22 protein-coding genes and 1 riboswitch are annotated in these 24,423 nt (G+C 51.4%); of the genes, 16 read left to right on the forward strand and 6 right to left on the reverse strand.

Annotated elements, in window-relative coordinates:
• Window positions 1-6: 6 nt before the first annotated feature.
• Complete coding sequence (dld, locus tag ACLD3P_RS07690; protein WP_411006695.1) at window positions 7-1,737, reverse strand: D-lactate dehydrogenase; 1,731 nt, start codon at window positions 1,735-1,737, stop codon at window positions 7-9.
• Between the two features lie 266 nt (window positions 1,738-2,003).
• Between dld and bglX the strand changes: the two genes are divergently transcribed.
• The 5 genes from bglX to ACLD3P_RS07715 all read left to right on the forward strand — a co-directional run bounded on the left by bglX (window position 2,004) and on the right by ACLD3P_RS07715 (window position 8,227).
• Complete coding sequence (gene bglX, locus ACLD3P_RS07695) at window positions 2,004-4,301, forward strand: beta-glucosidase BglX (protein WP_000871543.1); 2,298 nt, start codon at window positions 2,004-2,006, stop codon at window positions 4,299-4,301.
• A 180-nt stretch (window positions 4,302-4,481) separates the two neighbouring features.
• Window positions 4,482-5,399 (forward strand): ABC transporter substrate-binding protein, encoded by a 918-nt coding sequence (locus ACLD3P_RS07700; RefSeq protein WP_000155876.1) that lies wholly within the window; start codon window positions 4,482-4,484, stop codon window positions 5,397-5,399.
• Between the two features lie 3 nt (window positions 5,400-5,402).
• Window positions 5,403-6,572, forward strand: a complete 1,170-nt coding sequence (locus tag ACLD3P_RS07705) for an ABC transporter permease (protein ID WP_131046442.1) — start codon at window positions 5,403-5,405, stop codon at window positions 6,570-6,572.
• The gene (locus ACLD3P_RS07710) at window positions 6,565-7,512 is read left to right on the forward strand and encodes an ABC transporter ATP-binding protein (protein WP_076933014.1); all 948 of its coding nucleotides are present in this window, start codon (window positions 6,565-6,567) and stop codon (window positions 7,510-7,512) included. Before ACLD3P_RS07705 ends, ACLD3P_RS07710 begins: the two co-directional genes overlap by 8 nt.
• Window positions 7,496-8,227, forward strand: coding sequence for an ABC transporter permease (locus ACLD3P_RS07715; protein ID WP_079981819.1), 732 nt, complete (start codon window positions 7,496-7,498; stop codon window positions 8,225-8,227). Before ACLD3P_RS07710 ends, ACLD3P_RS07715 begins: the two co-directional genes overlap by 17 nt.
• On the opposite strand, the gene ACLD3P_RS07720 is transcribed toward ACLD3P_RS07715, so the two are convergent.
• Complete coding sequence (locus ACLD3P_RS07720; RefSeq protein ID WP_001261696.1) at window positions 8,208-8,315, reverse strand: protein YohO; 108 nt, start codon at window positions 8,313-8,315, stop codon at window positions 8,208-8,210. The two genes, ACLD3P_RS07715 and ACLD3P_RS07720, sit on opposite strands and share 20 nt — an antisense overlap.
• A 59-nt stretch (window positions 8,316-8,374) precedes the next feature.
• Window positions 8,375-9,106, reverse strand: a complete 732-nt coding sequence (gene mlrA, locus ACLD3P_RS07725) for an HTH-type transcriptional regulator MlrA (RefSeq protein WP_001240416.1) — start codon at window positions 9,104-9,106, stop codon at window positions 8,375-8,377.
• Between the two features lie 222 nt (window positions 9,107-9,328).
• Here mlrA and ACLD3P_RS07730 point away from each other — a divergent pair, with 222 nt between their 5' ends.
• The 3 genes from ACLD3P_RS07730 to ACLD3P_RS07740 are packed head-to-tail and all read left to right on the forward strand — an operon-like array spanning window position 9,329 to window position 12,244.
• Entirely contained in the window at window positions 9,329-11,014 is a 1,686-nt protein-coding gene (locus ACLD3P_RS07730) for a sensor histidine kinase (RefSeq protein ID WP_000272850.1), read from the forward strand.
• Window positions 11,011-11,730 carry a two-component system response regulator BtsR gene (gene btsR, locus ACLD3P_RS07735; protein ID WP_000598637.1) on the forward strand — a complete coding sequence of 240 codons (720 nt, stop codon included), beginning with the start codon at window positions 11,011-11,013 and terminating at the stop codon, window positions 11,728-11,730. The genes ACLD3P_RS07730 and btsR overlap by 4 nt, the downstream gene beginning before the upstream one ends.
• 46 nt (window positions 11,731-11,776) lie before the next feature.
• Complete coding sequence (locus ACLD3P_RS07740; protein ID WP_000950412.1) at window positions 11,777-12,244, forward strand: DUF1456 family protein; 468 nt, start codon at window positions 11,777-11,779, stop codon at window positions 12,242-12,244.
• Window positions 12,245-12,424: 180 nt separating this feature from the next.
• On the opposite strand, the gene ACLD3P_RS07745 is transcribed toward ACLD3P_RS07740, so the two are convergent.
• On the reverse strand, window positions 12,425-12,883 hold the full coding sequence (locus ACLD3P_RS07745; protein WP_000703136.1) for a YehR family lipoprotein: 459 nt from the start codon (window positions 12,881-12,883) through the stop codon (window positions 12,425-12,427).
• 241 nt (window positions 12,884-13,124) lie between these two features.
• Window positions 13,125-15,158 carry a methionine--tRNA ligase gene (metG, locus tag ACLD3P_RS07750; protein ID WP_076935419.1) on the reverse strand — a complete coding sequence of 678 codons (2,034 nt, stop codon included), beginning with the start codon at window positions 15,156-15,158 and terminating at the stop codon, window positions 13,125-13,127.
• A 164-nt stretch (window positions 15,159-15,322) separates the two neighbouring features.
• Between metG and apbC the strand changes: the two genes are divergently transcribed.
• The 6 genes from apbC (at window position 15,323) to ACLD3P_RS07780 (ending at window position 22,045) form a co-directional block, all read left to right on the forward strand.
• Window positions 15,323-16,432 (forward strand): iron-sulfur cluster carrier protein ApbC, encoded by a 1,110-nt coding sequence (apbC, locus tag ACLD3P_RS07755; RefSeq protein WP_001005424.1) that lies wholly within the window; start codon window positions 15,323-15,325, stop codon window positions 16,430-16,432.
• 266 nt (window positions 16,433-16,698) lie between these two features.
• Window positions 16,699-16,980: a DUF2574 family protein gene (locus ACLD3P_RS07760; RefSeq protein WP_001543027.1), complete on the forward strand. Its 282-nt coding sequence runs from the start codon at window positions 16,699-16,701 to the stop codon at window positions 16,978-16,980.
• Between the two features lie 278 nt (window positions 16,981-17,258).
• On the forward strand, window positions 17,259-17,801 hold the full coding sequence (gene yehD, locus ACLD3P_RS07765) for a fimbrial protein YehD (RefSeq protein WP_000830496.1): 543 nt from the start codon (window positions 17,259-17,261) through the stop codon (window positions 17,799-17,801).
• Window positions 17,802-17,852: 51 nt separating this feature from the next.
• Entirely contained in the window at window positions 17,853-18,536 is a 684-nt protein-coding gene (locus tag ACLD3P_RS07770; RefSeq protein ID WP_000675776.1) for a fimbria/pilus periplasmic chaperone, read from the forward strand.
• Between the two features lie 12 nt (window positions 18,537-18,548).
• Window positions 18,549-21,029 (forward strand): fimbrial biogenesis outer membrane usher protein, encoded by a 2,481-nt coding sequence (locus ACLD3P_RS07775; RefSeq protein ID WP_000945356.1) that lies wholly within the window; start codon window positions 18,549-18,551, stop codon window positions 21,027-21,029.
• 8 nt (window positions 21,030-21,037) lie between these two features.
• Window positions 21,038-22,045 (forward strand): fimbrial protein, encoded by a 1,008-nt coding sequence (locus tag ACLD3P_RS07780; RefSeq protein WP_001269812.1) that lies wholly within the window; start codon window positions 21,038-21,040, stop codon window positions 22,043-22,045.
• 41 nt (window positions 22,046-22,086) lie between these two features.
• On the opposite strand, the gene rcnB is transcribed toward ACLD3P_RS07780, so the two are convergent.
• Complete coding sequence (rcnB, locus tag ACLD3P_RS07785) at window positions 22,087-22,401, reverse strand: Ni(II)/Co(II) efflux transporter accessory subunit RcnB (RefSeq protein WP_000837534.1); 315 nt, start codon at window positions 22,399-22,401, stop codon at window positions 22,087-22,089.
• A gap of 282 nt (window positions 22,402-22,683) precedes the next feature.
• Window positions 22,684-22,780, forward strand: a riboswitch (TPP riboswitch).
• Between the two features lie 31 nt (window positions 22,781-22,811).
• Here rcnB and thiM point away from each other — a divergent pair.
• The gene (gene thiM / locus ACLD3P_RS07790; protein ID WP_001182161.1) at window positions 22,812-23,609 is read left to right on the forward strand and encodes a hydroxyethylthiazole kinase; all 798 of its coding nucleotides are present in this window, start codon (window positions 22,812-22,814) and stop codon (window positions 23,607-23,609) included.
• Window positions 23,596-24,396: a bifunctional hydroxymethylpyrimidine kinase/phosphomethylpyrimidine kinase gene (gene thiD, locus ACLD3P_RS07795; protein WP_001528513.1), complete on the forward strand. Its 801-nt coding sequence runs from the start codon at window positions 23,596-23,598 to the stop codon at window positions 24,394-24,396. Before thiM ends, thiD begins: the two co-directional genes overlap by 14 nt.
• The last annotated feature ends 27 nt before the right edge of the window (window positions 24,397-24,423 follow it).

A 24,423-nucleotide genomic window follows, 5' to 3' on the forward strand; every position in this document is an offset into this window, starting at 1 on the left:
ACCGTGTTAATGCGTTTCGTCGGGCGTATTTTCCTGCCAGAATTTCCGCTTACTCGTTTTGCCGATACCGGGGTTCATACTGTTGGTCGGGTCATTTTGCCGATAAAAACGCGTCAGCGTTTCCGGCGCTTTATACAGATGTCCCACGTTGTGCTCCGCCGGGTATTGTGCCCCGCGCGCCTGCAACAGCTCCAGCATTTGCGCTTTCAGCGCATGGACGTCGACGCCTTTCTTCACGATATAGTCCTGATGAAAAACGTGGCACATAAAGTGACCGTAATAGAGTTTATGTACCAGTTGGCTGTCGATTTCCGGCGGCAGATGCTCGAACCAGTCGGTATCGTTGCGGCGCAGAGCGATATCCAGCGCCAGAATATCTTCCACTTCATCAGCGTGTACGGCCTGATAACGAATCGCCGCGCCAGCAGCGGCGAAGCGGTGCAGGAAGGCTTTGCTGCCTTCTTCCGGCGTACAGGTGAAGAAACCGCCCTCAGCGGATTTAAAAAATTCATTCAGCCAGCGTTGCGCTTCTGCGACGCCGTCTCCCGCCATTTTTAACAGCAGATGATGCTCATATTTATCGCGCCAGTTTTTCATTCGCGGCGGCAGATGGCCGGGAAACAGATGGCCGAATTTCTGCATCGCGCGGTCGGTGAAATGCGGACGGAAAAATTTTACTTTTTCCAGCATCGCATCGGTTCGGCCTTTTAGCGTGAAAAAGAATGGCATCTTGTCGGTGCCGAGTTTATCGATCATCAGAAAGGTATCTTTACCGTACTGCTCCGCAATATCGTAGATATCGCGATGCATATATTCTCCCGCCACTGGCAGATTGTCGAAGTTCGCCAGAATATGCCGACGGATTTCAGTCAGTACCGCGGGCTGATTGGTGCCGATATAAAAAACCTGCTGATTTTTTTCCGCTGCAAAGGTATCAAGGCGAACGGCAAAAACCGCCAGTTTTCCGGCGCAGCCGGAAGATTCAAACAAACGGTCCGGGTCGGCGTTATAGCGGGCGGGCGTATCGGCGTTGATATCTCGTACCCGCGTCACATAGTCGTGATCGTGCGCATGACGACCATCGTGACGCACATCCTCATCTTTAATCCGTTCGTCATCCAGCTTGCTCAGGATCTGCTCCGGCGTATGCCCAAGATCGATACCCAGATGATTGACCAGTTGCAGTTTGCCTTGCTCGTCAATACGGGCAAAGAGCGACATCTCGGTATAGGCCGGGCCGCGCTGCACCAGCGAGCCGCCGGAGTTATTACAGATGCCGCCGATGACCGACGCGCCGATACACGACGAACCAATCACCGAGTGCGGTTCACGGCCCAGCGGTTTAAGCGCTTTTTCCAGCGCATAGAGCGTCGTACCGGGCCAGGCCAGAACCTGTTGGCCGTTATCCAGTAAGTGCAGCTTATCCAGCCGCTGGGTGCTGATAATCACAATATCGCGATCGTAGTCGTTGCCGTTCGGCGTGGAGCCTTCCGTCAGACCGGTGTTGGCGGCCTGCATCAGAATAATTTTGTCAGCGTTAACGCAGGCGTTGAGCACACGCCACAGTTCCAGTAACGAACCCGGGAAAACAACGGCCAGCGCGTCGCCCTGACCGGAACGGAAACCCTTGCGATAGCGGACGGTTTTGGCGGGGTCTGTCAGCAGGTGAGAATGGCCTACTAGGCGGGCCAGCTCATTCAGGAACGTTTTATTATCAGTCATTGTTATGGAAGACATTCTCCACTCCTTGTGGTGGGACAAAATATCAGCGTTAAGCATAGCGCTTTGTATGACAATACGCTTTCTCATTCAAATTGTATCTGTGTTGGTAGTATTCATTTGCCGCCTTGATACCATTTGCTGGCGGCTGCGTATTCGACTGTGCGGAAAATTAGGAGAATAACCTTCGCTTTCTTCTCCTCTCGCGTTTAGGCTTATGGCAAACTGCGGTTTTTATTCTGTTTTTACCGCCTCGTCGGGATAAAGATAAAGAGAGACTCAACATGAAATGGTTATGTTCAGTAGGTGTTGCTGTGAGTCTGGCGATGCAGCCAGCATTGGCGGAAAACCTGTTTGGCAATCACCCGCTGACGCCCGAAGCGCGCGACGCGTTCGTCACCGATTTACTCAAGAAAATGACTGTCGATGAAAAAATTGGTCAGTTACGTCTGATCAGCGTCGGCCCTGATAACCCAAAAGAAGCGATTCGCGAGATGATCAAAGACGGGCAGGTAGGGGCGATTTTCAATACCGTCACCCGCCAGGATATCCGTCAAATGCAGGATCAGGTGATGGCATTGAGCCGCCTGAAAATTCCTCTCTTTTTTGCCTATGACGTGGTACACGGCCAGCGAACCGTCTTCCCAATAAGCCTCGGTCTGGCTTCTTCTTTTAATCTGGATGCGGTAAGAACCGTAGGACGCGTATCGGCGTATGAAGCGGCGGACGACGGTCTGAATATGACCTGGGCGCCGATGGTGGATGTCTCCCGCGATCCGCGTTGGGGACGCGCCTCCGAAGGCTTTGGCGAAGATACATATTTAACCTCCATCATGGGCGAAACCATGGTGAAAGCGATGCAGGGCAAAAGTCCGGCGGATCGCTATTCGGTGATGACCAGCGTGAAACATTTTGCCGCCTATGGCGCCGTTGAAGGCGGTAAAGAATACAACACCGTGGATATGAGTTCCCAGCGTCTGTTTAATGACTATATGCCGCCGTACAAAGCAGGGCTGGATGCGGGGAGCGGCGCGGTGATGGTGGCGCTGAACTCGCTGAACGGCACGCCTGCGACGTCAGATTCCTGGTTATTGAAAGATGTCCTGCGCGATGAGTGGGGCTTTAAGGGAATTACCGTTTCCGACCACGGCGCTATTAAAGAACTGATTAAACACGGCACCGCGGCCGACCCGGAAGATGCGGTGCGCGTGGCGCTAAAGGCAGGGGTGGATATGAGCATGGCGGATGAGTATTACAGCAAATATCTGCCGGGTCTGATTAAGTCGGGCAAAGTGACGATGGCGGAACTGGACGACGCGACGCGCCATGTGCTCAACGTAAAATATGACATGGGATTGTTTAACGACCCCTATAGCCATCTGGGGCCGAAAGAGAGCGACCCGGCGGACACCAATGCCGAAAGCCGCCTGCATCGTAAAGAGGCGCGGGAAGTGGCGCGGGAAAGTGTGGTACTGCTGAAAAACCGGCTGGAAACGCTGCCGCTGAAAAAATCGGGCACCATTGCCGTTGTTGGGCCGCTGGCCGACAGTCAACGTGATGTAATGGGAAGCTGGTCTGCTGCTGGGGTTGCGAATCAGTCGGTGACGGTGCTGGCGGGTATTCAAAATGCCGTCGGCGACGGGGCGAAGATCCTCTATGCCAAAGGGGCGAATATCACTAACGATAAAGATATCGTCGATTTCTTAAACCTGTATGAAGAGGCAGTGAAAATCGATCCGCGCTCACCGCAGGCGATGATTGATGAGGCGGTGCAGGCGGCGAAACAGGCCGATGTAGTGGTCGCAGTGGTAGGCGAGTCGCAGGGGATGGCGCATGAAGCCTCCAGCCGTACCAATATCACCATTCCGCAGAGTCAGCGCGACTTAATCACCGCTCTGAAAGCCACCGGTAAGCCGCTGGTACTGGTATTAATGAACGGCAGACCGCTGGCGCTGGTAAAAGAAGATCAACAGGCCGATGCGATTCTGGAGACCTGGTTTGCCGGGACGGAAGGCGGCAACGCCATTGCCGATGTGCTGTTTGGCGATTACAACCCGTCAGGCAAATTGCCGATATCCTTCCCGCGTTCGGTGGGACAAATTCCGGTCTATTACAGCCATCTCAATACGGGACGCCCGTATAATCCTGAAAAGCCAAACAAATACACCTCACGTTATTTTGACGAAGCGAATGGCCCGCTCTATCCGTTTGGTTACGGTCTGAGCTACACCACATTTACGGTGTCTGACGTCACGCTCTCCTCACCGACAATGCAACGCGACGGCAAAGTCACGGCCAGCGTAGAGGTCACGAACACCGGTAAACGCGAAGGGGCAACGGTCATCCAGATGTACTTACAGGATGTCACGGCGTCAATGAGCCGCCCGGTGAAGCAATTAAAAGGCTTTGAAAAAATCACCCTCAAGCCCGGCGAACGTAAAACCGTGAGTTTCCCGATTGATATCGAGGCGTTGAAGTTCTGGAATCAGCAGATGAAATATGACGCGGAACCCGGCAAGTTCAACGTCTTTATCGGCGTGGATTCCGCTCGCGTTAAACAAGGATCGTTCGAGCTACTGTAAGCCTGCCGTCAACAGGGCGCGATAGCTGCGCCCTGTCTGGCAATGACTTTTCCTGTCCCCCCTTTTATTGCCTGCCACGTCACTTACACTGGCGGAAAATCCCAGGTTAAACGCAGACTTTTCAACTATGCTTTTTTCTCAAGTCTCTGAAAAAGGCCGTAAAAGGATGAGGAAAGCATCATGACGATCTCAAAGCTATGGGTAAGTTCGCTGGCGTTGCTGGCGACGGTGAGTTTACCTCTACAGGCGGCATCGCCCGTGACGGTCGGGTCAAAGATTGATACCGAAGGCGCGCTGCTCGGCAACATGATTTTGCAGGTACTGGAAAGCCACGGCGTTAAAACGGTCAATAAAATTCAGCTCGGGACGACGCCAGTCGTTCGTGGCGCGATTACCGCCGGAGAGCTGGATATCTATCCGGAATACACCGGTAACGGGGCGTTCTTTTTTAAAGATGAAAACGATCCGGCATGGAAAAATGCAAAGCAAGGCTTTGAGAAAGTCAAAAAACTGGATGCGGAGCAGAATAAGCTGGTCTGGTTGACGCCTGCGCCGGCCAACAACACCTGGACCATCGCGGTACGCCAGGACATCGCGGAAAAAAATAAACTCTCCTCGCTTGCCGATCTCAGCCGTTATCTGAAAGAGGGCGGCACTTTTAAACTGGCGGCGTCTGCGGAATTTATCGAACGGGCGGATGCGCTGCCGGCATTTGAAAAAGCCTATGATTTTACCTTGAATCAGAACCAGCTCTTGTCGCTGGCGGGCGGCGATACGGCGGTCACGATCAAAGCCGCCGCGCAACAAACATCCGGCGTTAACGCCGCGATGGCGTATGGCACCGACGGCCCGGTCGCCGCGCTGGGTCTGCAAACCCTGAGCGACCCGAAAGGCGTCCAGCCTATCTATGCCCCCGCGCCGGTAGTGCGTGAATCGGTGTTACAAGCCTATCCACAGATAGCCGACTGGCTGCAGCCCGTTTTCGCCAGCCTTGATGAGAAAACGCTGCAACAGTTGAACGCCAGAATCGCCGTAGAAGGGCTGGATGCGAAAAAAGTCGCCGCAGATTACCTCCGACAAAAAGGGTGGGTGAAGTAATCTGTGAGTGATGCTGCCAAAAAAATCACGGCTAATCGTGTGCTGTTGCTGTTGGTTGTTCTGACCCTGCTTGCTGTCGCGCTGCCTTTCATTAATTACGCCCCGAATCGTCTGGTGAGCGGCGAGGGGCGCCAGTTATGGGAGATCTGGCCGGCGACCATCTGGATGCTGACTGGCGCGGGATGCGCGCTGTTTACGTTGTGCTTTGTACCCGGTAAACGCGGTAGCGTACTGACGCTGATGATGGCGCAGACGCTCTTTATTGTCATGCTGTGGGGAGTCGGCAGGGCGGCGACCCAGTTGGCGCAGGAGGGCAGTCCGCTGGCGCGTACCAGTCTGGGAAGTGGATTGTGGCTGGGCCTCGGTCTGATGCTGCTGGCCTGTAGCGATGCGATCCGCCGTATTACCACTGGGCCGCTGTGGCGCTGGTTGCTGCACGCGCAAATTGTCATTGTCCCGCTGGCGCTGCTGTTTTCAGGCACGTTCGACAACCTCTCGCTTCTGAAAGAGTATACCAACCGCCAGGATGTTTTCGATGCCGCGCTGGTGCAACATTTGATGTTACTGGCAGGCACGGTGCTGCCGGCGCTGGCGATCGGACTACCATTGGGCGTCTGGTGTTATTTTTCCGCCTCACGCCAGGGGCCGGTGTTTACCGTGCTGAATGTGATCCAGACTATCCCTTCCGTCGCGCTGTTTGGCCTGCTGATTGCGCCGTTGGCCGGACTGGTGAAACAGTTTCCGTGGCTTGCCGAATTCGGCGTCGCGGGAACCGGCATGACGCCTGCGTTGATAGCGCTGGTGCTCTATGCGTTATTGCCGCTGGTGCGCGGTGTGGTCGCCGGGCTCAATCAGGTGCCGCGCGATGTGCTGGAGAGCGCAAGAGCAATGGGAATGAGTAGCGGCCAGCGCTTCAGGCATGTGCAACTGCCGCTGGCGCTGCCAGTTTTTTTACGTAGCCTGCGGGTAGTAATGGTCCAGACAGTGGGAATGGCCGTCGTCGCCGCGCTGATCGGCGCGGGAGGTTTCGGCGCGCTGGTGTTTCAGGGGCTATTGAGCAGCGCCATTGATTTAGTTCTGTTGGGCGTCATTCCGGTGATTGCGCTGGCGGTAGTGATCGACGCGCTGTTTGATTTATGGATCGCGTTATTGAAGGGAGCAACCGATGATTGAATTTAACCATGTCAGTAAAACCTTCGGCGATCAACAGGCTGTTAGCGACCTCAATTTGCACTTTAGCGAAGGCAGCTTTTCGGTGTTAATTGGCACCTCCGGTTCGGGAAAATCGACCACTCTGAAGATGATTAACCGGCTGGTAGAGCATGATAGCGGAACGATCCGTTTTGCCGGGGAAGAGATCCGCAGCCTGCCGGTGCTTGAACTGCGCCGTCGCATGGGCTATGCCATTCAGTCTATCGGTCTTTTTCCCCACTGGACGGTGGCGCAAAATATCGCCACCGTACCGCAACTACAAAAGTGGTCGCGTGCGCGGATTAACGATCGTATTGACGAACTGATGGCATTATTGGGTCTGGAAAGCGCGCTGCGCGATCGCTATCCGCATCAGCTTTCCGGCGGGCAACAGCAGCGGGTCGGCGTTGCGCGGGCGCTGGCTGCCGATCCGCAGGTATTGCTGATGGACGAGCCTTTCGGCGCGCTTGATCCGGTAACGCGCGGCGCATTGCAGCAGGAGATGACCCGCATTCATCAGCTACTGGGGCGCACCATCGTACTGGTGACGCACGACATCGACGAGGCGCTACGCCTCGCCGACCATCTGGTGCTGATGGACGGGGGCCACGTTATCCAACAGGGATCGCCGCTTTCTATGCTGACCTCGCCGGAAAATGATTTCGTGCAGGCGTTTTTTGGCCGCAGCGAGCTGGGCGTAAGGCTGCTTTCGTTACGTAGCGTAGGCGATTATGTACGCCGGCATGAAAAGATCAGCGGCGACGCGCTGGTGGAAGAGATGACGTTACGTGATGCGCTATCGATGTTTGTCGCCCGCCGGTGCGACGTCCTGCCGGTGGCGAATCAGCAGGGCGAGCCCTGCGGTACGCTCCATTTCCGCGATCTGCTTTCGGAGACGTCCCCCCGTGAAACGACTGTGTGATCCGCTTCTCTGGCTTATTGTTTTGTTCTTGCTTCTGCTGTTTGGATTGCCTTATAGCCAGCCGTTCTTCGCCGCGCTGTTTCCCGATTTACCGCGCCCGGTCTACCAACAGGAGAGTTTTGCCGCCCTCGCGCTCGCCCATTTCTGGTTGGTGGGCATCTCAAGTTTGTTTGCCGTCGTGGTGGGCGTCGGCGCAGGGATTGCGGTCACGCGAGAAAGTGGGAAAGAGTTTCGTCCCCTGGTGGAGACTATCGCCGCCGTCGGGCAGACCTTTCCGCCGGTCGCGGTACTGGCGATCGCGGTACCCGTCATGGGTTTTGGTCAGCAACCGGCCATTATCGCCTTGATCCTGTATGGGGTGTTGCCCATCCTGCAGGCGACCCTGGCCGGGCTGGGCGCGGTGCCTGCCAGCGTGATGAGCGTTGCCAGCGGTATGGGAATGAGCCGTCGCCAACAGTTGTATCAGGTTGAACTGCCGCTGGCCGCGCCGGTGATTCTGGCGGGCATCCGAACCTCGGTGATTATCAATATTGGTACGGCGACCATCGCTTCAACGGTGGGGGCCAGTACGTTAGGCACGCCGATCATTATCGGGCTTAGCGGCTTTAATACGGCCTATGTTATCCAGGGGGCGCTGCTGGTGGCGCTGGCGGCGATCATTATCGATCGCCTGTTTGAAAGGCTGACGCGCGCGCTTACCCGGCACGTAAAATAAAACTGTAACCTGCCAGCATCACGCCGCCGATACCGCCAATAGCCATCAGCAGGAAAAGGGCGATCACCCCGATTTTCGCTACGCGCATTATGTACTCCTTATGTTAATAAAAGGAGTATACATTAAAGCGAATTTGTTAGCTGCTGTTTAAACGCCAAGGGGATGAATGTCGCATCCCTGGGCGCGCCAGGCCAGGAGTTGCTGCTGCTGCGCCAGCGTCTGGTTTTCTCCGCACCATACCAGTAACGTCTTGCCGTCAAACAGTTCCGGGCGGAACTGGCTAAGCGAATGCGCCAACACGTCGATTCGCCATCCCTGTTGGCTGGCGACCCAACCTTCCAGCCACAGGCGGGTGGTATCATGGATATTCCAGCCGATCACCAACGCATCTTTTCCCTGTTTCTTACGCGCAGACGCCAGGCAGAGCGCAATATAGTTGATCAGGATACCGTCAAGAATGCCGAGCAGCGCCTGAAGGGCGGGTTGTTGGCACTGTAATCGTCGCCGCAGCGGGACGAACAGGTTAGTGGTCAATGTTTGGGCTGGATAATCCTGACCGCGTTCTTTGACCCATAACCGTAAACTGTGCAGATTACTGCTTTGCAGATAGTGCAGCAGGATCTCCTGCTGTTCGCGCCAGCCGTTAGGTTGTTCGCTACTGTCGCTACTGAGCAGCACTTTGACTTTGCTGACCTGGACGCCGTTATCTATCCAGCGCTTGATTTCGCGGATTCTGTCGATATCGGCATCGTTAAACAGACGATGACCGCCATCCGTTCGCTGTGGTTTTAAAAGTCCATAACGTCTCTGCCACGCGCGCAACGTGACAGGATTGATATCACAAAGCAAAGCCACTTCACCAATTGTGTAAAGCGCCATCGTTTCACCCTTGCTCGCGAGGTCCCGGTTTAACTTTAGACGCTCTTTTAGGAACCAGGAAGTTTTGCCTGTTTTTTATGCATTAAAACGCGAAGTAGCGGGTTGCGGCGCGGCGTTTAAGTGATCGTATTCACGAATTCATATTTTTATGCAACAGTTCAAAGAAAGTTAATCGTACTCAATGTATGTTACGCGCTTTTAATTGAAGTGTGGTTTGCGGGTATGTACGAGTTTAATCTGGTGTTGCTGCTGCTTCAGCAGATGTGCGTGTTTCTGGTCATTGCGTGGCTAATGAGTAAAACGCGCCTGTTCATCCCGCTTATGCAGGTCACGGTTCGTCTGCCGCACAAGCTTCTGTGTTACGTCACGTTTTCTATCTTCTGCATTATGGGCACTTATTTTGGGCTGCATATCGAAGATTCGATTGCCAATACCCGCGCGATTGGCGCGGTGATGGGTGGCCTACTCGGCGGGCCGGTCGTCGGCGGGCTGGTCGGTCTGACCGGTGGGTTACATCGGTATTCTATGGGCGGCATGACGGCGCTGAGCTGTATGATTTCCACCATCGTCGAAGGGCTGCTGGGCGGGTTGGTACACAGCGTTCTCATACGTCGCGGACGCCCGGACAAAGTGTTTAGCCCGCTGACGGCGGGAGCAATTACGTGTGTTGCCGAACTGGTGCAGATGCTGATTATTTTATTGATAGCCAGGCCGTTTGACGATGCCCTGCATCTGGTCAGTAATATTGCCGCGCCGATGATGGTGACGAATACCGTTGGCGCCGCGCTGTTTATGCGTATTTTGCTCGATAAGCGCGCCATGTTTGAAAAATATACCTCGGCATTTTCTGCTACCGCGCTGAAGGTCGCCGCGTCAACGGAGGGGATTCTGCGCCAGGGATTTAACGAAGTGAACAGTATGAAGGTGGCGCAGGTGTTATATCAGGAGCTGGATATCGGCGCCGTCGCCATCACCGATCGCGAAAAACTGCTGGCTTTTACTGGTATTGGCGACGATCACCATCTACCGGGCAAACCCATTTCATCAGGTTATACGCTGAAAGCAATTGAAACCGGAGAGGTGGTTTATGCCGATGGCAACGAAGTGCCGTATCGCTGTTCGCTACACCCGCAGTGTAAACTCGGCTCGACGCTGGTGATCCCGCTGCGTGGCGAAAATCAGCGAGTCATGGGCACCATTAAATTGTACGAAGCGAAAAACCGACTGTTCAGCTCAATTAACCGCACCCTGGGAGAGGGTATTGCGCAGCTTTTATCCGCGCAGATCCTGGCCGGACAGTATGAACGGCAGAAGGCGTTGCTGACGCAGTCAGAGATCAAGCTGTTGCACGCGCAGGTGAATCCGCATTTTCTGTTTAACGCGCTCAATACCATTAAAGCGGTGATTCGCCGCGACAGCGAACAGGCCAGCCAACTGGTGCAGTACTTGTCGACCTTTTTTCGCAAAAATTTAAAACGCCCGTCGGAAATTGTCACGCTGGCGGATGAAATTGAACACGTGAACGCTTATCTGCAAATTGAAAAAGCGCGTTTTCAGTCGCGTCTGCAGGTACAGCTTGATGTTCCATCGACGCTTTCACGTCAGAAATTGCCTGCGTTTACATTACAGCCGATTGTTGAGAACGCCATTAAACATGGCACGTCGCAACTGCTTGATACCGGCAACGTCGCTATTCGCGCCCGGCGCGAAGGGCAGCATTTGATGTTAGATATTGAAGATAATGCGGGACTGTATCAGCCTTCCGCCGGCAGTAGCGGGCTGGGGATGAGTCTGGTGGATAAACGTCTGCGCGAACACTTTGGCGATGATTATGGTATTAGCGTGGCCTGCGAGCCGGACTGTTTTACCCGAATTACATTACGACTTCCACTGGAGGAGGACGCATGATTAAAGTGCTGATTGTGGATGATGAGCCGTTAGCGCGGGAAAATCTGCGGATTTTGCTCCAGGGGCAGGATGACATTGAGATTGTGGGGGAATGCGCGAACGCGGTAGAAGCGATTGGCGCGGTACATAAGCTGCGACCTGATGTGCTGTTTCTGGATATTCAGATGCCGCGTATCAGTGGGCTGGAGATGGTAGGAATGCTTGACCCGGAACACCGCCCGTATATCGTTTTTTTGACCGCGTTTGACGAATACGCCATCAAAGCCTTTGAAGAACACGCTTTTGATTATCTGCTCAAGCCGATAGAGGAGAAACGGCTGGAAAAAACGTTACATCGTCTGCGTCAGGAGCGCAGTAAACAGGATGTTTCGTTGCTGCCGGAAAACCAGCAGGCGCTTAAATTCATTCCCTGTACCGGACACAGCCGGATCTATTTGTTGCAAATGGATGATGTCGCCTTTGTCAGTAGCCGTATGAGCGGCGTTTATGTGACCAGCAGTGAAGGTAAAGAGGGGTTTACCGAGCTGACGCTGCGCACGCTGGAAAGCCGGACGCCGCTACTGCGTTGTCATCGTCAGTTTCTGGTGAATATGGCCCATTTGCAGGAAATTCGGCTGGAGGATAATGGGCAGGCAGAGCTGATTTTACGCAACGGCCTGACGGTGCCGGTAAGCCGTCGCTATCTGAAAAGTTTAAAAGAGGCGATTGGCCTGTAAAAGACTGTTAGAATATCGTTTTGCCATAGAAACGACCGAAGGCCTCATGCTGAGTAACGATATTCTGCGTAGCGTGCGCTACATTTTAAAAGCTAATAATACCGATCTGGCGCGCATCCTGGCGCTGGGTAACGTTGATGCTACGCCGGAGCAGATTGCAATCTGGTTGCGCAAAGAAGAGGAAGAGGGGTTTCAGCGTTGCCCGGATATCGTGTTGTCCTCATTTCTCAATGGCCTCATTTATGAAAAACGCGGCAAAGATGAGGCGGCGCCTGCATTGACGGCGGAACGTCGTATCAACAACAATATTGTGCTGAAAAAGCTGCGTATTGCCTTTTCGCTAAAAACAGATGATATCCTGGCGATACTTACCGATCAGTTGTTTCGTGTCTCGATGCCAGAGATCACCGCGATGATGCGCGCGCCGGATCATAAGAACTTCCGCGAATGCGGCGATCAGTTTATGCGTTATTTTCTGCGCGGTCTGGCGGCCCGTGAACACGCGGCGAAGTAATTAATTCTGCGGTATTGTTCCCGGCAGCGTCCTGCCTGACCGGGAAAACCCATTATTATAGGTTTTGGCGAGGGGACTTACAGCGAGGCTGTCTTTTTTCGGTATTCATAAAGAAAAGACGCTGCCGAAGCAGCGCCCTGAGCGACTTTATCAGTCGAGGCAATACATTATGCCTGCCAGTTATTTCGCTTCTTTAAAACCAGCGGCTTCCAGCAGCGTCTGGGTTTGTTTCATGCTGATACCTTTGCTGGTATCGCCGGACACCATTGTCCCAGAGATTCCCTGTAACGCTTTAAAGTCCACTTTTTCCATATCCACAGAGACGTTTTCCTGGGCATAGGTATCTTCATAGGTTAATTTTTCTTCCACTCCGGCGATATTTTTATATTTCGCGCTCAGCGGATCGAGAATTTTGGCGGCATCTTCTTTCGTTTTAGCGCCTACCGTGGCATAGCTGATTTTACTTTCAGACGTCTGCTTAATGATTTTGTCACCTTTATAGGTGTAGGTAATTGAAATTTCTGTCCCCGCCAGGTTTGCGTTAAAGGTCTTTGATTCTTCTTTATCGCCACAGCCAGCAAGAGAGAACACCAGTACGGAAGCCAAAGCCGCGGACAATAACTTGCCAGAAATTTTCATCTAAAACTCCATTTTATATAATGATTGGGTTATTTAAAATAATTTCAATGAATTAATTTAACCCAGTAATAGCAATGTATCAGGGAGAGATAGAATATGACTTTTAGCCGTTATTTAGCAGTCCGGATATGGAGTCTTGGCGCTATTGCTTATTAAGGAAAAAGTTAAAACGCGCGGATGGGGCGATATGCCACTCAGGATTAAGCGGTTAAAAAAGCCGGAGCATGCTCCGGCTTGTTGCTTATTTCACCTGCTGGCCAGGCTTCGCGCCGTCATCAGGGCTTAACAGGAAGATATCTTTCCCGCCAGGGCCGGCGGCCATCACCATTCCCTCGGAGACGCCAAAGCGCATTTTGCGCGGCGCGAGGTTGGCGACCATTACCGTCTGGCGGCCAATCAGCGCCTGCGGGTCCGGGTAGGCGGAACGAATGCCGGAGAAGACGTTACGCTTCTCGCCGCCCAGATCCAGCGTCAGACGCAGCAATTTGTCAGATCCTTCCACAAACTCGGCGTTTTCAATCAGCGCCACGCGCAGATCGACTTTCGCAAAATCGTCAAAGGTGATGGTTTCCTGAATCGGGAAGTCGGCTAACGGGCCGGTAACCGGCGCGGTTGCGGCTTTCACCTCTTCTTTAGACGCTTCAACCAGCGCTTCAACTTGCTTCATGTCGATGCGATTGTAGAGCGCCTTAAAGGTGTTGACCTTGTGACCGAGCAGCGGCTGTTCAATAGCATCCCAGTTCAGTTCGCTGTTCAGGAAGGCTTCAACGCGTTCAGAAAGCGTCGGCAGTACCGGTTTCAGATACGTCATCAGCACGCGGAACAGGTTGATGCCCATCGAGCAAATGGCCTGCAGGTCCGCGTCGCGGCCTTCCTGTTTAGCCACCACCCACGGCGCTTGCTCGTCAACATAACGGTTAGCGACGTCGGCCAGCGCCATAATCTCACGGATAGCTTTGCCGAATTCACGGCTTTCCCATGCTTCGCCAATCACCGCAGCGGCGTCAGTAAAGGTTTTATACAATTGCGGATCGGCCAGTTCAGCCGCCAGCACGCCGTCGAAACGCTTATTGATAAAACCGGCGTTACGCGAGGCCAGGTTGACTACTTTATTGACGATATCGGCATTGACGCGCTGGACAAAGTCTTCCAGGTTCAGGTCGATGTCATCAATGCGTGAAGAAAGCTTCGCGGTGTAGTAGTAGCGCAGGCTGTCGGCGTCAAAGTGTTTCAGCCAGGTGCTGGCCTTAATAAAGGTGCCGCGAGACTTAGACATCTTCGCGCCGTTCACCGTCACGTAACCGTGAACGAACAGGTTGGTCGGCTTACGGAAGTGGCTGCCTTCCAGCATGGCCGGCCAGAACAGACTGTGGAAATAGACGATGTCTTTGCCGATAAAGTGGTACAGCTCGGCGTCGGAGTCTTTTTTCCAGTACTCATCAAAACTGGTCGTGTCACCGCGCTTATCGCACAGATTTTTGAAGGAGCCCATATAGCCAATCGGCGCGTCCAGCCAGACGTAGAAATATTTGCCCGGCGCGTTCGGGATTTCGAAACCAAAATACGGCGCGTCGCGGGAAATGTCCCACTGCTGCAGGCCGGATTCAAACCACTCCTGCATTTTATTCGCCACCTGCTCCTGCAGCGCGCCGCTGCGGGTCCACGCCTGCAGCATTTCGCTGAATGACGGCAGATCAAAGAAAAAGTGCTCGGAGTCACGCATTACCGGCGTCGCGCCGGACACCACGGATTTCGGCTCGATAAGTTCGGTCGGGCTGTAAGTTGCGCCGCAGACTTCACAGTTATCGCCGTACTGGTCCGCGGATTTACATTTCGGGCAGGTGCCTTTCACAAATCGGTCCGGCAGGAACATGCCTTTTTCCGGATCGTAGAGTTGAGAGATGGTGCGGTTCTTAATAAAACCGTTCTCTTTCAGGCGCGTATAAATCAGCTCGGACAGCTCGCGATTCTCGTCGCTGTGCGTTGAGTGGTAGTTGTCGTAGCTAATATTAAAACCGGCGAAATCGGTCTGGTGCTCCTGGCTCATTTCACCGATCATTTGCTCCGGCGTAATACCAAGCTGCTGCGCTTTCAGCATGATCGGCGTGCCATGAGCGTCATCGGCACAGATGAAGTTAACCTCATGGCCGCGCATTCGCTGGTAACGGACCCAGACATCAGCCTGGATGTGCTCCAGCATATGGCCGAGGTGGATAGAGCCGTTGGCGTACGGCAGCGCGCACGTTACCAGAATTTTCTTCGCGACTTGAGTCATAGTGGGTATTACTTCTTCTGTTGTAAAAAAGGGCTTTGATAGTACCAAAATGGTAATTACTGCGCCAATCGATAAGGGCATTTATCCGTAAATGAATAATTGTTACCGCTGGAGTAAACTACAAAGTTACAATCGTACTTTTCAGAACTACAAAAGGAGTCGGGATGAACGAACAATCCCAGGCCAAATCACCAGATACCCTGCGAGCGATGGTCGCCGGGACGCTGGCGAATTTTCAGCACCCAACCCTGAAGCATAACCTCACCACGCTTAAGGCGTTGCACCACGTCGCCTGGATGGATGATACGCTGCACGTTGAGCTGGTCATGCCGTTCGTCTGGAACAGCGCGTTTGAGGTATTAAAAGAGCAATGCAGCGCCGATCTGTTACGTATTACAGGCGCAAAAGCGATCGACTGGAAACTGTCGTACAACATTGCGACGCTGAAACGCGTCAAAAATCAGCCTGGCATTAATGGCGTGAAAAACATCATTGCCGTGAGCTCCGGTAAAGGCGGGGTGGGTAAATCGTCCACGGCGGTAAACCTGGCGCTGGCGTTAGCGGCTGAAGGCGCAAAGGTCGGGGTTCTCGATGCCGATATTTACGGTCCGTCGATCCCAACCATGCTTGGCGCAGAAGATCAGCGCCCGACATCGCCAGACGGTACGCATATGGCGCCGATTATGTCTCACGGCCTGGCGACCAACTCGATCGGCTATCTGGTGACTGACGATAACGCGATGGTATGGCGCGGCCCAATGGCCAGTAAGGCGCTGATGCAGATGTTACAGGAGACTCTGTGGCCGGATCTGGATTATCTGGTACTGGATATGCCGCCGGGAACCGGGGATATTCAGCTAACGCTGGCGCAGAACATTCCTGTTACCGGCGCGGTGGTGGTAACTACGCCGCAGGATATCGCGCTAATCGACGCCAAAAAAGGTATCGTGATGTTCGAGAAGGTGGAAGTGCCGGTGCTCGGCATTGTGGAAAATATGAGTATGCATATTTGTAGCAACTGTGGCCATCACGAACCGATCTTCGGCACGGGCGGCGCGCAGAAGCTGGCGGAAAAATATCATACTCAGCTTCTGGGTCAGATGCCGCTGCATATTAGTCTGCGCGAAGATCTCGATCGCGGTACGCCGACGGTGGTTAGCCGTCCGGAGAGCGAATTTACCGCGATCTATCGCGAACTGGCCGATCGCGTTGCGGCACAGCTTTACTGGCAGGGTGAAGTGATTCCGGGTGAAATCGCCTTCCGCGCGGTGTAATTTCTGGCGTTAAATCTTATTCATCGCATCAATGATATATTGATGCGGTGAATATATGGAATGGAAAAGCTGCGTAATATTGTTTATCCTGCCTGTATAATCCATGTCTTTTTCTGAATAATTTGCCTCAATGCATCATTTGAATTGATCAAACCTATCTCATTAATCTACCATTCCAATTGGTTTTAGCAGGGACGTTAATACATAATTCAACGGAAAAATGGCTTGTACGCTGTTTTCCACTTAAAACAGGAATAATGAGCGCAATGAAGAAAAGTTTATTCTTGGGATTTATAACTCTGGCTTATGGAATGAGTTTACAGGCTTTGGCTTCTGATACGGCAACCTTAACCATTACCGGGAGGGTTGTTGAACCAACATGCAGTACTGATGTTGTGAATAATACGGTGCAGCAGCGATGTGGTCAGACTCTTCATCATACAGATATTAACAATGTTACCCCCACTCCTGCACAAGGCATTGTTACTGAAATTGTCGCTGTTCCTGGGGATTCCACACGACAGATAGTGTTAAATCGCTACGACTAAGAAAATATATTGTTTATTAAGCCTCTATCATTTCAATGAATGATAGAGGCTTTTTTATTTGCGGTACAAATAATTATTGTCAATTAATTACGCTAATTTATTAAATTTTAAAATAGTACTCACCTTCACTTATTTGCTACAACTATATTGATATTTGTAACTTGTTTTAAATCAATAAAACAACACGTTTACATTGCAGTAACGTTTTTGGTGTGCGAATTTAAATCCAAGAGTTAACCCTCTTAACAAATAGAAATTATTTTATTAAGGAAGATACTATGAAACGTTCAATTATTTCTGCTGCTGTACTGTCTGCTGTATTTATGAGTGCTGGGGCGTTTGCTGTTGATACGGATTCTGGCATATTGAATATTAATGGTAAGGTAACCGGAACTTCATGTCAGTTTGTTGATGGCGCGACAGAGGCTACAATTACATTGTCTAGCATTCCGGATTCTTTATTCAATGAGGTTGATGTCGGGAATGATGTTACGTATGGAGAGGGGCGTGCCAGTTCACCATTGCAAATTAAATGTGCAAACGCTTCAAATGTTAAGGTTTTCATTTCTGCTAATGACGTTGACAATAACGATATTATTATACCTACTATTGGCTTGGATACTGGAGTAGGTTTTAAACTGTTCCATAACAATAAATCGATTGCTAAATCTGGAAGCGAAGGTATTCCTTTAAGTGACTTTCCAGCAGCAGACGATGGTGTATATAAACTCGATCTTGCAGCTCGTTACGCTAAAAGGACAATGGCTGTAACCCCTGGTGATGTAAATGCCACTGTGACTCTGAAAGTTGTTCAGGAATAAATTATAACCGGCAGTATTGTACTGCCGGTAGTTAATCTGAAGGGATAATGAATGAAAGGATTTTACGCATTAATTATATCATCAATCATTATGCCCGCCCATGCGGGAATTGTGATCTACGGTACTCGCGTTATCTACCCAGCAGATAAAAAGGAAGTATTAGTCCAGTTGATGAACCAAGGGAACCGATCTTCACTGGTTCAGTCATGGATTGATGACGGCGACAGTTCTTTACCGCCGGAAAAAATTCATGTGCCATTTATGATTACACCTCCGGTTGCAAAGGTGGCTGGAAACTCAGGCCAGCAGTTGAAAATTAAAAAAATGGCACATATGCTGCCTAACAACAAAGAAAGTTTATTTTTCCTCAATGTACTGGATATTCCACCGAACAATCCAGATAATGTAGGAAAGAATGTGCTCAAGTTCGCGATGCAGAATCGAATTAAACTATTTTATCGGCCGAAAGGGATTTCGCCAGTTAATATGCATACGTTTCAAAAACTGTCTATGAAACGTAACGGCAGTATTTATTCCATTAAGAATGATGCCGCTAACTGGATCACAGTGACGGAAGTAAAAGCTAATAATGTTAAAATAAATAACGAAAGTATTATGCTTGCACCGCTCTCCAGTGCAGATGTGGCATTAAAAAGTGCTAATGCCAATCAGTATAAAATGACCATTATTGACGATCACGGTAATTATATTAGCGATAACGTCAGCTTAAAATAACAGGAGCTGGTTATGTTAAGGATGACTCCGATTGCTTCGGCAGTATTACTGTTGCTACTCGGCATTGATGCCCATGCCGCAGAAGAAACGTTTGATACAAATTTTATGATGGGTGGAATGAAAGGTGAGAGGGTTTCTGATTTTCGCCTCGATGATAACCAACCCCTGCCAGGCCAATATGATATTGACATCTACGTCAATAAGCAGTGGCGTGGTAAGTATGATATTACTGTTAAGGATAATCCGGATGACACCTGTTTATCCCGCGATGCATTAACGCGTCTGGGGATAAATATACAAGCGTTGGACAAGCAGAATGAATGCCCAACCTTGAAGCAGGCGGTACAAGGGGGCAGTTATGCCTGGAATATTGGCACGTTTCGTCTGGATCTTAGCGTTCCACAGGCGTTTGTCGATGAACTTGAGCAAGGGTATGTTCCTCCGGAAAACTGGGATCGTGGCATTAATGCCTTCTATACCTCGTACTATGCCAGCCAGTATTACAGCGACTATAAGGATTCTGGCAACAGTAAAAGTACCTACGCGCGTTTCACCAGCGGGTTAAACCTGCTGGGCTGGCAGCTGCATTCCGATGCCAGCTATAACAAAACCGATGACAGCAGCGGGGAGTGGAAAAGCAACACCCTGTATTTGGAGCGTGGCATCCCACAAATTCTGGGCACTCTGCGTGCCGGGGATATGTATACCTCATCAGATATTTTTGATGCGGTGCGTTTTCGTGGCGTACGGCTGTATCGCGATATGCAGATGCTGCCGAACTCAAAACAGAATTTTACGCCGCTGGTGCAGGGGATTGCGCAAAGTAACGCGCTGGTCACCATCGAACAGAACGGTTTTGTGGTTTACCAGAAAGAGGTTCCGCCAGGCCCGTTCTCTATTGCGGATTTACAGTTGGCAGGCGGCGGTGCGGATCTTGATGTTAGCATCAAAGAGGCTGACGGATCGGTAACAACCTATCTGGTGCCCTATGCTGCGGTGCCCAATATGTTGCAGCCGGGTGTTTCAAAATATGATTTTGCGGCAGGGCGTAGCCATATCGAAGGCGCCAGCAACCAGACCGATTTTGCGCAGATGAGCTACCAATACGGGCTGAATAATCTCTTAACGCTGTACGGCGGCACCATGCTGGCGGATAACTACAATGCATTTACGTTGGGTACTGGCTGGAATACGCGTATCGGCGCGATTTCCGTCGATATGACACAATCGCATAGCAAGCAAGACAATGGTGATGTGTTTGACGGGCAAAGTTACCAGATTGCCTATAACAAGTATTTGACGCAAACCGCCACCCGTTTTGGGCTTGCTGCCTATCGTTACTCGTCACGAGATTACCGAACGTTTAACGATCACGTTTGGGCCAATAACAAAGACAGCTATGATCGTGATGAAAATGATGTGTACGACATTGCGGATTATTATCAGAACGATTTTGGTCGTAAGAACAGTTTTTCGGCGAACGTCAGCCAATCTTTGCCGCAGGGCTGGGGCTCTGTATCTTTGAGCACGCTGTGGCGTGATTATTGGGGGCGTAGCGGTAACAGTAAAGATTATCAGCTGAGCTATTCCAATAGCTGGCAACGGATTAGCTATACCTTTTCCGCCAGCCAGACTTACGATGAAGATCATCACGAAGATAAGCGTTTTAACGTCTTTATCTCTATTCCGTTCGATTGGGGAGATGATATTAGCGCTCCGCGCAGGCATTTGTATGTGTCTAACTCAACGACCTTTGATGATGACGGTTTTGCGTCAAATAATACCGGGCTTTCCGGCACCGCAGGCAGTCGCGATCAGTTTAACTATGGGGTGAATCTCAGCCATCAACGGCAGGACAGCGAGACAACGGCTGGCGGTAATCTGACGTGGAATGCGCCAGTTGCGACGCTTAACGGCAGCTATAGTCAGTCGTCTAAATATACACAAACTGGCGGCAGTATTTCCGGGGGGCTGGTGGCTTGGTCTGGGGGCGTGAATTTAGCCAACCGACTGTCGGAAACGTTTGCCGTGATGCATGCGCCGGGCCTGGAAGGAGCGTATGTTAATGGGCAGAAATACCGCACCACCAACCGTAATGGCGTGGTGGTCTACGATGGTTTAACGCCGTATCGTGAAAACCACTTGATGCTGGATGTCTCCAACACTAATAGTGAAACCGATCTGCAAGGGAATCGGCGTAATACAGCCCCATATCGGGGGGCAGTCGTTCTGGCGACGTTTGATACCGACCAACGTAAACCTTGGTATATCCGGGCGCAGCGTCCCGATGGTTCACCGCTGACCTTTGGTTACGAAGTAGAGGATATTCATGGACATAATATTGGCGTGGTAGGCCAGGGAAGCCAGCTCTTTATTCGCACCAATGAAGTACCGCCGGAAATAAATGTGGCGATTGATAAACAACAGGGACTTTCATGCTCAATCACTTTCGGCAAAACGATTGATGAAAGTAAAGTTTATATTTGTCGGTGAGGAATGTCATGAGATATTTATTGATGTTGTTTATGATTTTTATATCTTCAAATTTGCAAGCGTATTGTTATATTATAAATCCGGAATCTGCTAGTAATACAAAAATAGAGGATGTAATTGAAATTAAATTAGATAGCAGGAATGTTTTTGAAAAAGAAGTATCAATGGTATTTCCAGATTCTTTCTCTGGATTCCATTGTATGGGAGGGACTGCTGTAGAAAACCGCTTTAAGACAACGTATTCAAGTGGTAATGGGGAGACTGTAAGATATAAAATAAATGATGGTAGCGGACATAGGTTGTATGTTGATGTGACATTGTTTGTTGACGGTAGCCAAACAGGAAAACAAAAAGCCAATGAGACTTCTCAAGCCAGTAAACTAAACAATAACTTAAAATACAAGGTGTTGGCTAAGGTGGTAAAAGTGGAGGCAGATGATAATAGTATTGAAGCCAAATCTGCAGGTGAAGTTTTTTTGTTAGGAAATTATATCAAAGTTAAACCATTGGATTGTCATGGTGCAGTTATTTGTGCTCATGATAACACCAACCATGAATATAGTTTTAAAGTGCCGATAAAAATATTTTTTACTAAGACAACATGTTCTTTGTCTAATAATGAGATTACATTGCCTCCTATTTCATTAAGTGATCTGTTGGCTGGTAATGCTCAGGTCGAATACTTTCCTGATGCACTGAAATTTACATGTGATGGAGGGCTGGGAATGACGACAAGTATTGTAAATTATCATTTTTCTGCCGTTTCAGCAACCAATGGAGATTATTTGGCAAATGAATTAACAAGCGCCGATAGTGCAAAAAATGTTGGGTTTAAAATTTTCCTTAATGATAGCCTTATTCATGTAAACTCTGATGAGAAAAGGCAACTGTTAGGGTATAATAAAGAAATGACTGAAGCTTCAGAACTGAAGCTGGGTGTACAATACTATAAATATGGTAACGTCCAACCGGGCAATGTAAAAAGTAGTGTTTATATTATTACAAGTTATCAGTAATCAATGCTAAGCACACTCTCCTTAACGGAGAGTGTGCTTTTTTATCGATGATAAAAAATCTCGCCATCATAGGCTTTGATGATTTTTCCATCGGTATCGTTAATCAGTACATACGCGCCGCCCATATAGGTCCAGTGAGTACCGGCATCTGGCGCGGGCAGATTACGTAATTTCCACTGTTTAATATTGTACTCATCGGTGCGGTACATCTGCGGAACGGTATCGCCGGGCTTGAAGTGGGTGAAGTCGGCGATAAAGCTTTTTAACTCATATTGATCAATGCCCGTTGTCGCGGGGGCGGCCCATGCAAAACTGGTTGCAAGCAACAGCGCGCAAGGCAGCAACTTACTTTTCATACTTTTACCCTCCACATATGCGGGTCAGTTAACATCGTGTGTATCATTTCTGCTGGTGGCGTATCTGACAAGCGCTATTTTGTTATCTCACGCCCCTTTTCGTAAAAAGTGTAAACGAAAGCGTCGTGCAGCAACATATCCGCCAGCAAGTTTGCCAGAACCGAATAGGTTTTGAGAACTATCTGATAACGCTTAAATTATCGTCCGCGGCTGGCTGTAAATTTACATTGTCTGGCGCAGACAGTATGCTTAATAGCGAAACCCCCGCTTAACACGGCGGGGCTTGACGACTCGGGGTGCCCTTCTTTGTGAAGGCTGAGAAATACCCGTACCACCTGATCTGGATAATGCCAGCGTAGGGAAGTCTGACACTGCTCGTGTCCCTTCTTCACGCGGGCAGGAGCTGAACCATGCAGCCTGACCTGCACTGCCGCACGCTTGCGGCGCATACGTTAAAACACTTTCGCGCGCTCTCCCCGCTTACGCACTGTATGACGAATGACGTCGTACAAACGTTTACCGCCAATACGCTGCTGGCGCTGGGCGCTTCACCCGCCATGGTGATTGATCCCGTCGAGGCCAGACCGTTTGCCGCCATCGCCAACGCCTTGCTGGTTAATGTCGGAACCTTAACCGCCTCACGCGCTGACGCGATGCGTGCGGCGGTAGAAAGCGCCTATGATGCCAAAACGCCGTGGACCCTTGATCCTGTCGCGGTGGGCGCGCTGGAATTTCGTCGGCGATTTTGCCTGGATCTCTTGCCCCTGCGCCCGGCGGCAATACGCGGCAACGCCTCGGAAATCCTGGCGTTATCCGGCATGGCGCTGGGCGGACGCGGCGTAGATACCACCGAGGCGGCGTTGGCCGCACTGCCTGCGGCGCAGGCGCTGGCGCGTCAGATAGACTGCATCGTTGTGGTTACCGGAGAGGTAGATTACGTCACTAACGGTCAGCGCACGCTGAGCATTCCCGGCGGCGATCCGTTAATGACTCGCATTGTAGGCACTGGCTGCGCGTTGTCGGCGGTCGTCGCCGCCAGTTGCGCGTTACCGGGCGCCGCGCTGGACAATGTTGCATCGGCCTGCTGCTGGATGAAACTGGCTGGACAGGCCGCGGCAGAGCGTAGCGAAGGACCGGGCAGCTTCATCCCGGCTTTTCTTGATGCGCTCTATCATCTGGATGTGGAGGCGGCCAATGCAACGAATTAACGCGCTGACGATTGCCGGCACCGATCCCAGCGGCGGGGCCGGTATCCAGGCGGATCTCAAGACTTTTTCCGCGCTGGGCGCGTATGGCTGTTCGGTCATCACCGCGCTGGTGGCGCAAAATACCTGTGGCGTACAGTCGGTGTACCGGATAGAGCCGGACTTTGTCGCCGCTCAACTTGATTCCGTGCTCAGCGATGTGCGCATTGATACCACAAAAATCGGGATGCTGGCGGAAACCGATATTGTCGAGGCCGTGGCGGAGCGACTACAGCGTCATCATGTACGTAATGTGGTGCTGGATACGGTGATGCTGGCGAAAAGCGGCGATCCGCTGCTCTCGCCCTCTGCGATAGAAACATTACGCGTCCGGCTGTTGCCGCAGGTATCGCTGATTACGCCTAATTTGCCGGAAGCCGCAGCGTTGCTGGATGCGCCCCATGCACGTACGGAACAGGAGATGCTGGCGCAGGGGCGGGCGTTACTGGCGATGGGGTGTGAAGCGGTATTGATGAAAGGCGGGCATTTAGAGGATGCGCAAAGCCCGGACTGGCTCTTTACCCGCGAGGGCGAGCAGCGTTTTAGCGCGCCGCGTGTGAACACCAAAAATACGCATGGGACGGGCTGTACGCTGTCGGCGGCGCTGGCGGCGTTACGGCCCCGGCATCGCAGTTGGGGAGAGACGGTAAACGAGGCGAAGGCATGGCTTTCGGCGGCGCTGGCGCAGGCGGACACGCTGGAAGTGGGGAAGGGCATTGGTCCGGTACATCATTTCCACGCGTGGTGGTAGTATACTGCCTACAGACCCGTCGTCAGG

The sequence above is a fragment of the Salmonella sp. 741265073_HBA genome (assembly GCF_046569105.1).
Lineage (GTDB): Bacteria > Pseudomonadota > Gammaproteobacteria > Enterobacterales > Enterobacteriaceae > Salmonella > Salmonella enterica.

Bases quoted from the DNA above. Each gene is read 5' to 3' on its own strand.
- dld (WP_411006695.1), bottom strand. From the start codon at position 1,737: ATGTCTTCCATAACAATGACTGATAATAAAACGTTCCTGAATGAGCTG.
- bglX (WP_000871543.1), top strand. From the start codon at position 2,004: ATGAAATGGTTATGTTCAGTAGGTGTTGCTGTGAGTCTGGCGATGCAG.
- ACLD3P_RS07700 (WP_000155876.1), top strand. From the start codon at position 4,482: ATGACGATCTCAAAGCTATGGGTAAGTTCGCTGGCGTTGCTGGCGACG.
- ACLD3P_RS07710 (WP_076933014.1), top strand. From the start codon at position 6,565: ATGATTGAATTTAACCATGTCAGTAAAACCTTCGGCGATCAACAGGCT.
- ACLD3P_RS07720 (WP_001261696.1), bottom strand. From the start codon at position 8,315: ATGCGCGTAGCGAAAATCGGGGTGATCGCCCTTTTCCTGCTGATGGCT.
- mlrA (WP_001240416.1), bottom strand. From the start codon at position 9,106: ATGGCGCTTTACACAATTGGTGAAGTGGCTTTGCTTTGTGATATCAAT.
- ACLD3P_RS07730 (WP_000272850.1), top strand. From the start codon at position 9,329: ATGTACGAGTTTAATCTGGTGTTGCTGCTGCTTCAGCAGATGTGCGTG.
- btsR (WP_000598637.1), top strand. From the start codon at position 11,011: ATGATTAAAGTGCTGATTGTGGATGATGAGCCGTTAGCGCGGGAAAAT.
- ACLD3P_RS07740 (WP_000950412.1), top strand. From the start codon at position 11,777: ATGCTGAGTAACGATATTCTGCGTAGCGTGCGCTACATTTTAAAAGCT.
- ACLD3P_RS07745 (WP_000703136.1), bottom strand. From the start codon at position 12,883: ATGAAAATTTCTGGCAAGTTATTGTCCGCGGCTTTGGCTTCCGTACTG.
- metG (WP_076935419.1), bottom strand. From the start codon at position 15,158: ATGACTCAAGTCGCGAAGAAAATTCTGGTAACGTGCGCGCTGCCGTAC.
- apbC (WP_001005424.1), top strand. From the start codon at position 15,323: ATGAACGAACAATCCCAGGCCAAATCACCAGATACCCTGCGAGCGATG.
- ACLD3P_RS07760 (WP_001543027.1), top strand. From the start codon at position 16,699: ATGAAGAAAAGTTTATTCTTGGGATTTATAACTCTGGCTTATGGAATG.
- yehD (WP_000830496.1), top strand. From the start codon at position 17,259: ATGAAACGTTCAATTATTTCTGCTGCTGTACTGTCTGCTGTATTTATG.
- ACLD3P_RS07770 (WP_000675776.1), top strand. From the start codon at position 17,853: ATGAAAGGATTTTACGCATTAATTATATCATCAATCATTATGCCCGCC.
- ACLD3P_RS07775 (WP_000945356.1), top strand. From the start codon at position 18,549: ATGTTAAGGATGACTCCGATTGCTTCGGCAGTATTACTGTTGCTACTC.
- ACLD3P_RS07780 (WP_001269812.1), top strand. From the start codon at position 21,038: ATGAGATATTTATTGATGTTGTTTATGATTTTTATATCTTCAAATTTG.
- rcnB (WP_000837534.1), bottom strand. From the start codon at position 22,401: ATGAAAAGTAAGTTGCTGCCTTGCGCGCTGTTGCTTGCAACCAGTTTT.
- thiM (WP_001182161.1), top strand. From the start codon at position 22,812: ATGCAGCCTGACCTGCACTGCCGCACGCTTGCGGCGCATACGTTAAAA.
- thiD (WP_001528513.1), top strand. From the start codon at position 23,596: ATGCAACGAATTAACGCGCTGACGATTGCCGGCACCGATCCCAGCGGC.